The organism is Gordonia sp. i37 (genome assembly GCF_002043085.1).
Classification (GTDB): Bacteria; Actinomycetota; Actinomycetes; order Mycobacteriales; family Mycobacteriaceae; genus Gordonia; species Gordonia polyisoprenivorans.
On record NZ_MVPX01000510.1, the window covers coordinates 1 to 13,106 of the forward strand.

12 protein-coding genes are annotated in these 13,106 nt (G+C 68.7%); 10 read left to right on the top strand and 2 right to left on the bottom strand.

What is annotated here, in order from left to right:
* The first annotated feature begins 21 nt into the window (after window positions 1–21).
* The 5 genes from B1964_RS24925 to B1964_RS24945 are packed head-to-tail and all read left to right on the top strand — an operon-like array spanning window position 22 to window position 6,614.
* Entirely contained in the window at window positions 22–1,638 is a 1,617-nt protein-coding gene (locus B1964_RS24925) for a hypothetical protein (protein ID WP_079931713.1), read from the top strand.
* Between the two features lies 1 nt (window position 1,639).
* Complete coding sequence (locus tag B1964_RS24930) at window positions 1,640–2,080, top strand: hypothetical protein (protein ID WP_079931703.1); 441 nt, start codon at window positions 1,640–1,642, stop codon at window positions 2,078–2,080.
* A complete protein-coding gene (locus tag B1964_RS24935; protein WP_079931704.1) occupies window positions 2,077–3,582 on the top strand; it encodes an FHA domain-containing protein in 1,506 nt (501 codons plus the stop codon). The genes B1964_RS24930 and B1964_RS24935 overlap by 4 nt, the downstream gene beginning before the upstream one ends.
* Window positions 3,583–3,616: 34 nt before the next feature.
* Window positions 3,617–5,782, top strand: a complete 2,166-nt coding sequence (locus B1964_RS24940; protein ID WP_079931705.1) for a cation:proton antiporter — start codon at window positions 3,617–3,619, stop codon at window positions 5,780–5,782.
* 1 nt (window position 5,783) lies between these two features.
* Window positions 5,784–6,614 carry a protein kinase gene (locus B1964_RS24945; RefSeq protein ID WP_079931706.1) on the top strand — a complete coding sequence of 277 codons (831 nt, stop codon included), beginning with the start codon at window positions 5,784–5,786 and terminating at the stop codon, window positions 6,612–6,614.
* Window positions 6,615–6,657: 43 nt separating this feature from the next.
* On the opposite strand, the gene B1964_RS24950 is transcribed toward B1964_RS24945, so the two are convergent.
* Both B1964_RS24950 and B1964_RS24955 read right to left on the bottom strand, forming a co-directional pair.
* Window positions 6,658–8,433: a serine/threonine-protein kinase gene (locus tag B1964_RS24950; protein ID WP_079931707.1), complete on the bottom strand. Its 1,776-nt coding sequence runs from the start codon at window positions 8,431–8,433 to the stop codon at window positions 6,658–6,660.
* Between the two features lie 54 nt (window positions 8,434–8,487).
* Window positions 8,488–8,841 carry a hypothetical protein gene (locus B1964_RS24955; protein ID WP_079931708.1) on the bottom strand — a complete coding sequence of 118 codons (354 nt, stop codon included), beginning with the start codon at window positions 8,839–8,841 and terminating at the stop codon, window positions 8,488–8,490.
* A 178-nt stretch (window positions 8,842–9,019) separates the two neighbouring features.
* On the opposite strand from B1964_RS24955, the gene B1964_RS24960 reads away from it, so the two are divergent.
* The 5 genes from B1964_RS24960 to B1964_RS24980 all read left to right on the top strand — a co-directional run.
* Window positions 9,020–9,886: a universal stress protein gene (locus B1964_RS24960; RefSeq protein WP_172398965.1), complete on the top strand. Its 867-nt coding sequence runs from the start codon at window positions 9,020–9,022 to the stop codon at window positions 9,884–9,886.
* 63 nt (window positions 9,887–9,949) lie between these two features.
* Window positions 9,950–10,396 (top strand): redox-sensitive transcriptional activator SoxR, encoded by a 447-nt coding sequence (gene soxR, locus B1964_RS24965; protein WP_079931710.1) that lies wholly within the window; start codon window positions 9,950–9,952, stop codon window positions 10,394–10,396.
* A gap of 50 nt (window positions 10,397–10,446) precedes the next feature.
* Window positions 10,447–11,472, top strand: a complete 1,026-nt coding sequence (locus B1964_RS24970) for a patatin-like phospholipase family protein (RefSeq protein ID WP_079931711.1) — start codon at window positions 10,447–10,449, stop codon at window positions 11,470–11,472.
* Window positions 11,473–11,482: 10 nt separating this feature from the next.
* Complete coding sequence (locus B1964_RS24975) at window positions 11,483–12,706, top strand: MFS transporter (RefSeq protein ID WP_079931712.1); 1,224 nt, start codon at window positions 11,483–11,485, stop codon at window positions 12,704–12,706.
* A gap of 11 nt (window positions 12,707–12,717) precedes the next feature.
* A partial coding sequence (locus tag B1964_RS24980; protein ID WP_253194177.1) for an arginine deiminase family protein occupies window positions 12,718–13,106 on the top strand: 389 nt, incomplete at its 3' end.

The following is a 13,106-nucleotide window of genomic DNA, read 5'->3' on the forward strand; positions in this document are numbered from 1 at the left end:
CCCGCTCCGCCCGGCCCGCCGCTGCCGGGTCCCGAATCGCGGGGTTTCGACGACGCCGAACGCCGAACACGTTCGGGCCGAGGCGATCTCACGCCGGAGCTCATCGAGACCGACGTATGGACCGACGCCATGGTCGAGCAAGCCGGTATCCCGGTCGTCGACGTGCCGTTCGTGACCGTGGGGTCGGGGATCGGGTCGTTCGTCACCGTCGATTACCTGCGGATCTGCGGTGTGCCACTGGACCGGATCGTCGTGCTCGGCCCGCAGGATGTGCCGTGGCACTCCTACGAATACCTCACGCGGGTCTCGCAGATCCCGCGTGGTGAGCGGCTGCGATCGGATTCGGCGTCCACGCCGGACAACATCTGGGGCTTCCCGTCCTACGCTGTCCGCGAGGCGTGGGCGACCAAATCGATCAAGCCGCTCTGGAATGTCGCCGTCGAACCGATCTTCGCCAACTACTACACGCCCAAGGCGGGCCACGCCTTCGAGTCGATGGAGAAGGAATGCCACCGCATCGGGTATCTGCAGTGCCTGCGACAGGGCCAGGTGCGGATGATCCGACGCCGTGCCGGCGGCGGGTACTTCACGATCCTCACGCCACCGAGCGGGCCCGAGGCGGGCGTGGGGGCGCCGACAAAGCGAATCGCGTTCCGTAGCCAGTGGGTGCACGTGGCGATCGGCTATCCCGGCATCAAATTGCTGCCCGACCTGCAGGCGTTCCGGGAGACCTATCGGGATGCGAGCAAGGTGGTCAATGCCTATGAGCCACACGAGCACATCTATCAGGCGTTGCAGCGGCGGCCGGCAACGGTGATGATCCGTGGCGCGGGCATCGTCGCCTCGCGGGTGTTGCAGCGGCTGATCGACGACCGCGACGCACTCGGTCTGCAGACGCAGATTGTGCACCTGTTCCGCACCTACGTCGACAAGTCGCACGGCCCACATATCTTCATGCGACGCAAGGGAAAAGACGGCTGGGCCTATCAGGGTTTCAACTATCCGAAGTCGGTGTGGGGTGGCCAGCTCAAGGCGCGGATGCGCAAACTCGAGGGGCACGAACGCGCCGAGGCGTACAAACAGATGGGCGGCACCAACACGCCGGTACGCGACTCCTGGCAGGAACAGCTCAAGCGCGGCCGTCGCGAGGGCTGGTACCGGGTGGCGGTCGGCAAGGCGGAGTCACTGGTGCCCGCCGCCGGAGGACAAGGCGTGGTGGCGACGGTTCGCGTCGACCCACACGCCTCGATCACACAGGAGGCCCGACCCGACGGGACCTTCGAGCTGTACGCCGACTACGTGATCGATTGCACGGGCCTCGAAGCCGATGTGCGCGAACATCGGTTGCTCGCCGACCTGCTCGATCACACCGGCGCGGGTATCAATCCGGTCGGCCGGATGGACGTGGACCGCAACTTCGAGCTGATCGGTACCCGTAACGGCAACGGCCGGATCTACGCGTCCGGGTCGGCTACTCTCGGTGGCTATTTCCCCGGCGTCGACACCTTCCTCGGTTTGCAGATCGCCGCGCTGGAGATCGTCGACGACCTGGCGAAGCAAGGCTTCTGCAAACGGTTGTCGCCCTGGCGCTCGACGGCACAGTGGTGGCGCTGGGCGCGCGGGAAGGGCGTGGACTGAGATGTTGCCGACCCTATGGGGAAGAATCCAGACGCGAATCCTGGTGCTGGGCATCGTCGGTGGGATCTGGACGCTGATCATCGGTCCGTTCCTGCCCGACGGCGCCGCGCTCGGCGACACCTATGCGGTGGCGTTCCTCGTGCTCGCGGTGGTCGTCGTACTCGGCGTCGCGTGGGAGTTCTTGTATCACCTTCTGCAGCAATTCCGTTGGGAGAAGGACTGGCCGACGTTGTTCGGGTTGCTCACCGGGATCAACGAGGGCGTCGTTGCCTGGTTCGTCGTGCAGTACGTGCCGATCTTCCCGGGCGATCTCGGCCCGCCCCCGGCCGGTGCCTATGCGCTGCAGTTCGTGACGACCTGGCTGGTCGTGTGGGTGGTCCTCAACGGGCCGTTACGGGCGATCTTCCCGCACTGGAGATTTCAGGGAGGGCGGTTCGTGTGAGCGCTTCTGTGCCGAGCCCGGGTGTGACGCCGCTGGTGACGTTGGTGCCCGGCCCGGGGATCGTCATCCGCAAGCCCGCGTTCCTGTGTGTGCTCGGGGACAATGCTCGTGCACTGCTGCCCGACATCCTCGCGATCGAGGACGCGGTGGCCACCGCCGATCGGATGCCGCGCCGCGGCCGGCACGTGGTGCGGGCGGTGGCCCAACTCGCGGCGACCGCCGATCTCGATCAGGTCGCCGACATCGGGTTCGCCGCACCCGACAGTGTGGGGATCGCGATCTACTTGAGCGGCACGGTTTTCGGTGAGGCCGACGGTCGTCGCCTGCGCGCCGACGGGTCCGAGCCGTTCGACCGGGCGATCCCCTGGCCGTATGAGGGTCTCGGGCTGTACCTCGCCGATGCCGTTCCCGCCGAGCCCGGTGAGGAAACCTACGATCTCGTCGAGGGTTTCGTCCCGGCCGCCGGGGCCCTGCTGCACACCCCACTGGGTATGCGCGGCACCGAGGTCCTCGATCTCGGCTCGGCGGCCCCCGAGCCGCGCTCCGCGGCACCCCAGCCCCCAGCACCTCAGCCCCCTGCGCCGGAACCCGAAGCACCACAACCGGTTCCCGCCCGAGCCGACTCCGCCCATCCTGGCCCCGATCAGCCCGATCCGGCCCGGCCCGAGGCCGCACCGCCGGTGTCGATCGCCAAGACCCCGGAGCCGCCCCGGGAGTTCCAGTCGTCCTCGCTGGCCCCGGACGACGCCGACGAGCCGCCACGTCCCGGGCTCGCCCGCGCCGATCGCCCCGCGCCCGCGGCCCAGCAGCGTGAATCGGGTCAGCGTGAACCGGGACAGCAGCGTGATCCCGGACAGCGCGACCCGTTGCCGCGCCGCGACCCGTCGCCACCACCGGCGCCGGCGCCGAATCACGACTTCCGGGTCGACTCCTTGCAGGACGCCGTGCCCGAACAACGCGAACCGTTGCCGGTGCAGGAAAAACAGAAACCCGCCACCGAAGTCGTCAAGCTCGTCGAGTCACGCGCCCACGTCCACGGAATCCGATGCAGCCGGGGTCACCTGAATCATCCACGGTCCTGGCTGTGCGGGGTCTGCGGGATTCGGATGGATCAGCTGACGGGCATTCTCGTCGAAGGGGAGCGCCCGCCATTGGGGTGGCTGTTGCTCGACAACGGCTCCACCTACCTGCTCGACGAGGACCTGGTGATCGGACGTGAGCCGGGAGCGCCGACCCGTCCGGGCCGAGGTGCGCCGAAACCCATCCGGGTGCAGGACGAGTCGGGTCAGCTCTCCCGCAGGCACATCGAGATCCGGTTGGTCGAGTGGGATGTGCACCTGATCGATCTCGGCTCGGCCAACGGCACCTACGTCAGCGACCCCGCGATGGGCAACCGGGAGATCCGGCTGACGCCTCGGCAACCCCACCTGCTGACGCCCGGATCGCACGTGCGAATCGGGGGACGGCACTTCATCTTCGAGTCCCCGCACGCCCGGGCGTGATCCGGGTAGCGAGAATGGTGACGGGATCGGACTGATGGACGCACACACGGTGGCCTTCCTGCTGATCGACGTGGCGGTGGTGATCGCCGCCGCACGGATCGGCGGACGTATCGCGCAGGCCTTCCGGCAGCCCGCGGTCGTCGGTGAGATCGCGGCCGGAATCGCGTTGGGCCCCAGCCTGCTCGGGCTGCTGCCCGGAAATCCGACCGAGGCGTTGTTCCCCACCGAGGTGCAACCGCTGCTCGGCGCGTTGGCCCAGATCGGGCTCGTGCTGTTCATGTTCATCGTCGGACTCGAACTCGACATGCGTTTGGTCGCCGGACGCGAACGGGCGGCCGCGACCATCTCGGTGTGCTCGATCGTGGTGCCGTTCGCGCTTGGTGTCGGTCTCGCGGTGGTGCTCTACCCGACCAACAAGGTGGTGGGCGGCAAGGAGATCGGTCTGACCGGGATGGCCTTGTTCCTGGGCATCGCGATGTCGATCACGGCGTTTCCCGTGCTGGCCCGCATTCTCACCGATCGAGGCATGCAGCGCACCCCACCGGGCGTGTTCAGTCTGGCTGCCGCCGCCGTCGACGACATCATCGCCTGGACCGCATTGGCTTTCGTCATCGCGGTCATCTCCGGCGGCAGCCCGCTCGCGGTCGCGCGCATCGTCGGTCTGACGGCGGCCTACGTGGCCGTGATGTTCCTGATCGTGCGGCCGCTGTTGCGCAAGCTCGTCACCTGGCGTGACCGGGCCGGCCGCATGACACCCGACATCCTCGCCGTCATCCTGATCGGGTTGTTCTGCTCGGCCGCCGCGACCGACGTCATCGGCATCCATCAGATCTTCGGTGCCTTCGTGTTCGGCGCGATCATGCCCAAGGTGGGCGGTGAAGCGCTGACCCGCGAGATCCTCGAACGACTCGAGCAGGTCAGCGTCCTGCTGTTGCTCCCGATGTTCTTCGTGGTCACCGGACTCGGTGTGAACCTCGCGGGGATGGGTCCCAACGCCTGGTGGCAGCTGCTCGCGGTCCTCGCGGTCGCGATCGTCGGCAAGTTCGCCGGGGCCTTCACCGGCGCGAGACTCTCGCGAATACCGTCACGCCAGGCGTCGGCGATCGCGGTGCTGATGAACACCCGTGGACTCACCGAACTGGTGATCCTCAGCGCCGGAAAGCAACTCGGGGTTCTCTCCGATGAGCTGTTCGCGATGATGGTGGTCATGGCCCTGGTCACCACGATCCTCGCCGAGCCGCTGCTGCGGGTGATCTACCCGGACTCGGTCATCGCCCGGGACATCGCGGCCGCCGAGCGGAGGGCCCTGGCCGCGGGTACGGCGTCGCGCACCATGATCGTCCTCGGCGACCTCGATGCCGAGGTCGGCGAACTCCTCACCCGGCACCGCCGGTTGCTCGCCGCCGGGGTGGGCACCGACGTGGTGATCGCCGGCGTGTTGCCCGCCGTCGGGCCCACACAGCGTCTGGAACTCGGGGTGCCGTTGGTACCCGACCTCTCGGCGATGGCGTCGGCGGTGGAGAAGCTGACCGCGCTGGGCAACCGGCTCGCGGGTGTGTGTTCGGTATCGGTGTTGTGCCGCTTCAGTTCCGATCCCGGCGCGGATCTGGAGGAGATGGCCGCCAACTGCGCCGCCGACGTCGTCGTCATCGACACGAGCCGACGCGACATGGCCGCCGAGGTGACGAGTGCACCGGTGCTCGTCGTCGACGAGGCACCGGCCGCGGGTGCGCTGCCGGGGACCGTGCCGCTGGTGTGCGCGGCCACCGACAGCAGGTCCGGGCGCACCGCGGTGCTCCTGGCCGCGGCGCTGTCCCAACCGGTCGGCGGCGCGTTGACGGTGATCACCGCCTCGTCGCGCCGGCGCCTGGCCGCCGACCTGGCGCCGGTCACCGACCTCGGGGTGCGCGTGACGGTGACCGGTGACGCCGACCGCCTGGTGATACCTGGCACGCTCGTTCTCGTCGCCGACGACGCCACGACACCGGGTGCCGGACCCGCCACCCTCACGGTGGCCCCGGCGTACACCGTGATCGATCGCACCGGCACGAGCGAGCAGTCGATCGCCGAGCGCATCGGGATCCGGTTCGCCGGACGCGGCCCGGGAGCCGCCGTGGCCGCACCACCACACCGGCAATCACCAGAATCCCCGTCCCCACAATCGCCGCCACCATCCACCGCATCCTCGGAGAGGCACTGACATGGCAGAAGTCGATGTCCCACAACAGCTCGCGGATTTCACCGTGCTGCGCCGACTCGGTGAGGGCGGTAACGGCACCTTCTATCTCGCGGTGCCGCCGCAACGACTCGGGCTCGCCACCGACCGCGTGGTGCTCAAGGTGTTCAGCGGGGTGTGTAGTGACGACGCCTACCGGCGCGGGGTGCGGGAGCTCCGCGCTTTCGCCGCGGTGCGCTCGCCCTATCTCGCGTCTCTCTACGACGCGGTGCTGCAGGGCCAGTTCATGTATGCAATGGAGTTCTTCCCGCTCGGCTCGCTGCAGGCGCCTGCGGAGGCACTGACCCGGGAGGTGGCGCTCGCCGCGCTCGCCGACGCCGCCCGTGGTGTCGACGCGTTGCACGAGGCGGGGATCGCGCACGCCAACATCACCCCGTCGAGTGTGATGCTCACCGGGGGTGAGGGCCCGAAGGTACACGGCGGCAAGATCTCCGACCTCGGTCTGGCCCGGGTGCTCGCCGCCGACGAACCGATCACCAGCTTCGCCCAGCCCGGCGCCGTGCAATACATGGATCCTGCGCTGCTCGCCGGTGATGTACCGTCCCGGGCCACCGACATCTGGTCACTCGGCGCAGTGTTGCATCGCGCGCTGACCGGTAAGGGCGTCTACGGTGAGGTCCCCGACGCCCAGCCGTTGCTGGCGATCCGCGCGGCCCTGTCGACCCCGCCCGCGCTGTCGGAGAACCTCGAACGCGCCGAACGTGCCCTGATCGCCAATTGCCTTGCGCTGTCCGGGGAGCGGCCCGCAACCGTGGGCGAGGTAGCCGAACGGATCGACCGGCTCAGGCACTCCTGACCGGCGGCGGGCCGGCGATGCCCACCCGGACGGGCCGAGCGCCCTACGAGCCGAAAGGTGCGTTGCGCCACCACTCGTCGAGTACCTGCTCACCGGTGTGCCCGGCCCAGGTGGCCACCACCGTGTAGGGCGCGCGGGCGGAATCGTTGAAATTGGTGATCACCCACCCGTTGGCAACGGTGGTGCGCGACACCCGAACCGACCCCTGCGCCCACGTGCGGGGCGTGCCCGGCTGGGAACCGACGAGGTCATCGACGATGGCGCGGTCGTCTGCGGTCGGGGTGTGCCACACCGTGTACTGCACCCCCGAGGACGCGGTGCAGCTGATCGCGTCGAGTCCGTTGCCGGTGGCCGCCGAGCACGTCGCGCCGCCGAAGCCCTGCGCCTTGGGTCCGGCGGGCAGCAACTGCGGGAACTGTTCGGCGATGGATGCGCTTGCCGCCGACCATGTTCCGGTATCGGGGCGATCGACGTAGGCCAGTGCACCGGCGATCACACCGATCAGTGCGAGAACCGTCGCCAGCGACACCAGGAGCGTCGTCTTGCGACGTTCGTCGCGTCCGGTGGGTGGCGGCGTAACCGGCCGTCGGCCTCGGGTCTGGACCACCTGGGTTGCGCTGTCCGGGTTTCCGGCGGGGGAGAACACACGACCCGACATTCCACCGGTCCGGGGGTCGGAGCGCCTCGCATCGGAGAAACGCGGATCGGAGAATCGTGGATCGGAGGACACCGACGTCGGCGCCCGCCGGGAACCGGTGTGCGCGCCGGGATTCGACGTCTGCCCGGTGATCAGGGCGGTGTGCATCCCCGACGACAGCGGCGAGTTCGGTGACGGCGCCACCCCGACGGCGGTGGCGGCGGCATAGCAGAACTCCGCGCACGTGCGGTACCGTTCGTCGGGTTCCTTGGCCAGTGCGATCGAGAGAACCGTGTCGAGTTCCGGCGGCAGCGTTGGTACCCGGTCTCGGACCGATGGCGGTGTGTCGTGAAGGTGTGCGCTCATCGCGGCGAGTCGATTGTCACGGGGGAACGGCGGTGCGCCGGTGAGTAATTCGACAAAGGTGCAGGCGAGCGCGTAGATGTCGGCGCGCCCGTCGAGCTCGTAGCCGTGCAACTGCTCCGGGGACGCGTAGGGCACCGAGGCGACGGTCAGCCCGGTGTCGGTGAGGTGCATGGCGTCGTCGACGGCGCGAGCGATACCGAAGTCGGTCAACATGATCGCGCCGGTGGTGCCGTCGTCGTCGGACTCGATGAGGATGTTGGCCGGTTTGACGTCACGATGCACCATTCCGCGCCGGTGCGCGTGATCCAGCGCGATCCCGATCTCGGAGATGATGTGCACGGCGAAGGCCGGGTCGATGCCGGTGGGGCGGCTACGGATCAGCGATGCGGCGTCGTAGCCGCGGACGTAGCGCATCGCGATCCACAGCTGGCCGTTATCGACGCCACGGTCGTAGACCGAGACGATGTTGCGGTGCTCGAGGCTGCCGGCGAGGTCGGCTTCGCGTTCGAAGCGGGCACGAAAGCTCGGATCATTGGAGAACGAGGGATTGAGCAGCTTGAGGACGTCCAGACGTGGCAGGCGCGGATGCGCCGCCACATACACGGTGCCCATTCCGCCGTGACCCAGCACCCGATCGATGCGGTAGCCGGCGAAGACGGTTCCGGGGCTGAGTTGGCCGTAGTGTGCCGGCGCCTGCGGCTGTGTGGGGGCAGGCTCGGACGGCGTCTGCTGTTCGGGCGGTGTGGTCGGGCCCTGCCCCTCCGGCGCAACCTCACCCTGCGTCACGTTCTCGCTCCCGTTGCGCTCCTGGCCCATTGCGGTACGAGTGTAGCCGGTGCATCAGCGCCGATCCGGCGGTGTGTGGGCCGTTCAGCCGACCAGCGCGGGAGCCGTGCTGAACAGGAAGACCACGAAGGTGGCGAGCAGAAACCACGCCGCACCCTGCCACACCTGCCAGCGCCCACCCGCGCGCCAGACGGTGTAGGTCCGCCACAGCCCGCCGAGGGCGCCGACGCCGACGACGATCGGGGCGGCGACCACCAGTGCGGTGCGCAATCCGTCCGAGGACGCCAACGCGACGAGCAGCGTGGCCAGACCGAGACCGATGACCACGATTCCGTAGGTGACGGCGGCGCGCAGAGTCGACGGCTGTGCTGGACCCGGTCCCGGGGGAGAACCGGGCGGACGGGAATCGGGTGGTGGGGGTGTTTCGTCGGGGATCATCGACCTTCCGGACATCGGATCGCGGGAGATGTGAATCGGTCATCTCCGACCCTACGCTCCGGGCCGAAACCCGCAATGGTCAGGACTTTCTTCTCATTACCGGTGAGTTCGGACGTGGCAGGATGAACAGTGGAAGGTCTGTCCACAGATGTTCGCCACAAAGGGAGATGACAAGACAATGAGCGCAATCCTCGTCGGCGTCGACGGGTCGGAAGCGTCGACCGATGCAGTCAAGTGGGCCGGGGCCGCCGCTCACCTCGAAGGGCATGAGCTCAAGCTGGTCGGCGTCTACGACGCGAGCACGAGCGACTACGCGCCCGGCCTGATCATTCCGCAGGACGTCATCGACGCGATCCGTCAGGACGCCACCGACGCCGTGCACGCCGCCGCGGACGTGGCCAAGGCCGTCGCCCCGGATCTGACGATCCACGCCTCGATCGTCGACGGCGACGCCGCGCGCGTGCTGCTCGAACTCGGCAAGGACGAGGCCGCGATCGTGCTCGGCACGCGTGGGCTCGGCAGCATCAAGGGACTGTTCCTGGGGTCGGTGAGCACCACCGTGGCCGCCCACTCGCGCGGACGCGTGGTGGTGGTCTGCGGGCCATCGGAGCCGAATGCACCGGTCGTCGTCGGCATCGACGACACACCCGTCAGCGACACCGCCATCAAGGAGGCCTTCCGCCAGGCGTCGTTGCGCAACACCAAGCTCATCGCGGTGCACACCTGGACCCCGCTCGACGCCGACGCCCTGCACGGCTACGGCATCGACCCCGACGAGGTCGAGCGGATGTCGCAGGACGCCGTCGCCGCCCTCGCCGAGCGTCTGGCCGGATACAGCCAGGAGTTCCCCGACGTCGAGGTGGTGCGCGAGGTGCTGCCGGAAGAACCGGGCAAGGCCGTGTTGTCGGCGGCCGAGAAGTACAACGCCGGTCTCGTCGTCGTCGGTAGCCGGGGTCGCGGTGGTTTCAAGGGTCTGCTCCTCGGTTCGACCAGCCAGAAGATCCTGCACCAGGCGCATCTGCCGGTGATGGTCGTCCGCAGCTGAACCGAGCAATCTCCGGCACGGTTGCGGTGGCGATCGCCGCCCGGTCGGGCATCATCGGTTCCCATGGGCCTGAAGAAGATCGAGCTCTCCGTCGGGGAACTCGCCCTGCGAGCCGGGATCGCCACGTCCGCGGTGCGGTACTACGAGGAGCAAGGTCTCATCTTCTCCCGCCGCACCGCGGGCAACCAGCGCCGCTATCACCGCGCGATGCTGCGCCGGGTGGCCTTCATCAAAGCCTCCCAGACCGCCGGGATCCCGCTCGCGGTGATCGCCGAGGTGCTCGGCGAACTCGGTGACACCGAATCACCGTCGACGGCCATGTGGGAAGCGGCGTCGAAACGCTGGATCGACGACCTCGATCACCGCATCGCACTGCTGGAGAAGATGCGCGACATGATCGGCTCCTGCGTCGGCTGCGGCTGCCTGTCGTTGACTGCGTGTCACCTGCTCAATCCCGGAGACGAACTGCACCGGCGGGGTCCCGGGCCGCGTCGGCTGCTCGAGGAATGAGACCACTCCCCGGCAGGCCCGCGCGGCGCCCGGCGGCCTAGGGTGGACCCATGGCCGGAGGTTCACGGGTGGCCCTCGCCCTGGGCAGTGGAGGTGCGCGCGGGTACGCCCATATCGGGGTGATCGCCGAACTCGAGGCCCGAGGCTTCTCCCTCGTCAGCATCGCCGGCTCGTCGATGGGTGCCCTCGTCGGCGGATTGCATTGTGCCGGTGGACTCGCCGAGTACGTCGAGTGGATCAGCGGCCTCAACCAACTCGACGTCATGCGACTGCTCGACGTGTCGCTGACCAAACCTGGCGGGGTCATCGGCGCCGAACGCATCGTCGCGCGCGTGCAGGACATCCTCGGCGAGGTAGCGATCGAGGACCTGCCCATCCCGTTCACCGCCGTGGCCACCGACCTCGGTGCCGGCCGGTCGGTGTGGTTTCAGCGCGGGCGTCTCGTCGACGCGATCCGCGCGTCGATCGCGATCCCCGGAGTCATCGCACCCCATCTGCTCGACGGTCGGCTGCTCGCCGACGGCGGCATCCTCGATCCGTTGCCGGTGGCGCCGACCTCCGCGGTTGCCAGCGACGTCACCATCGGCGTGGTCCTCGACGGGGAGGGTGGCTCCGCGGCGCGCGCGGCCCGGGAGACCAAGGCCAAGGGCGTCATCCGACGCAACGTCGACCCGATCCTGTCGAGCGAGTTCGTGCGCTCGGTCCGCGACCGCATCGGTCTCGACCCGCACACCGACGCCCCGGATTCCGCCGACACCGTCCCCTCCGGGACCGAGGACATCGGGCCGGCGGGCGAGGACCCGGGCGGTGAACCCAAGACCGGAGAGCCCAAGACCGGGGAGCCCAAGACGGGGGAGCCCAAGACCATGGGCCGCATCGAGGTGCTCAGCCGGTCCCTCGACATCATGTCGATCGCGCTGACCCGACATCAGATCGCCGGGTATCCGCCCGACATCCTCATCGAGATCCCGCGGAAGTCGGTGCGCACGCTGGACTTTCACAAGGCCTCGGAGATGATCGAACTCGGCCGATCGAAGACCGCCGAGGCCCTCGACCGGCTTCCCGAACTCCCATGAGCGACCGCGGATGAAACAGATCCCCCGCGGAATCTGGGTGTTGCTGAGCGCCAATGTGGTCATCGCGCTCGGCTTCGGCCTGATCGCCCCGGCGCTACCGAGTTTCGCGCGTAGCTTCGACGTCGGTTACACGGCGGTGTCGGCGGTGGTGTCGGCGTTCGCAGTGATGCGTCTGCTGTTCGCCCCGACCACCGGACGGCTGGTGGCACTGCTCGGCGAACGCCGAATCTATTTGTCCGGCCTGCTGATCGTCGCCGCGAGTACCTTCGCGTGTGCCTTCGCCCAGAGTTACGTGCAACTGCTGATCTTCCGGGGGCTCGGCGGTATCGGATCGACGATGTTCACCGTGTCGGCGATGGCGCTTCTGATCCGGTTGTCGCCCAACGACATCCGCGGCCGCGTGGCCGGGTTCTTCTCCGCGGGTTTCTTGATCGGCAACATCACCGGTCCGCTGGTGGGTGCGGCACTGGTCGGGTTCGGGTTGCGGATGCCGTTCGTCGTGTACGCAGTCGCGTTGGTGATCGCGTCGCTGGTGGTGGCCACCCAGCTCCGCGACAGTGGTGCCCCGCCCACCGAGACCGGCGTCGCCCACGGGGTGATGACGCTGCGGACGGCGCTGCGCGACAGCGCCTATCGGGCGATCCTGGCGTCCAACTTCACCCAGGGCTGGGCGTCGATGGGTGTTCGGGTGGCGGTGGTGCCGCTGTTCATCACCGATGGTCTGGGTCAGGAGCCCGCGATGGCCGGTGTGGTGCTCGCGGTGTACGCCGTCGGCAATGTCGCCGCGATCCTGGCGGCCGGCCGCTTCTCCGACCGCTACGGTCGCCGCAAGGTGATGCTGCCCGGGCTGCTCATCATGGCGGTCTCGACCGCGGTGCTCGGCTTCTCACCGAATATCTGGGTGGCCTTGGGGCTCTCGGTGCTCGCCGGCGTCGGCTCCGGGTTGTTCGCGCCGACCCATCAGGCCGCGCTGGCCGACGTGCTCGGTGCCCGTAAACAGGGTGGATCGGCGCTGGCCGCCTACGGCATGTCGTCGGATCTCGGTGCCATCGGCGGGCCGGTGATCGTCGGATACGTCGCCGACAGAGTCGGATTCGGGCCGGCCTTCGTCTTCACCGCCGCCGTCGCGGCGTTCGCCTTCGTGATGTGGCTCTTCGCCCGGGAAACCGCCCCGGAGGTGCTCGGCGCACCGGCCAAGCTCACCGACCCGGAGACACCGGCCACTCCCGACTAACGTATTAGGGCATGGCGAGGACCCCCGAATCCCCCGCGCACCCCGACGCCTCTGTCGCGGCCGGCCCGTCCGTCCTGGGATGCACCACCGAGGTGGGCCGACTGCGTGCGGTGATCATGCATCGCCCCGGCCCGGAGCTGGCGCGGCTGACCACCGCGAACGACGCCGACTACCTCTTCGCCCGGGTTCCCGACCTCACACGCGCCCGCGACGAGCACGACGCCTTCGCCGGCGCGCTGCGCGACCGCGGCGTCGAGGTGCTGTTACTCGGCGATCTGCTCACCGAGGCGATCGAACACAGTGGGGCCGCACGCATCCAGGGCATCTCGGCGGCCGTCGGGGTGCGCAGGCTCGGCCCGCACCTCGTCGACGAGCTCAGCCGCCATCTGCGCGCGCTGCC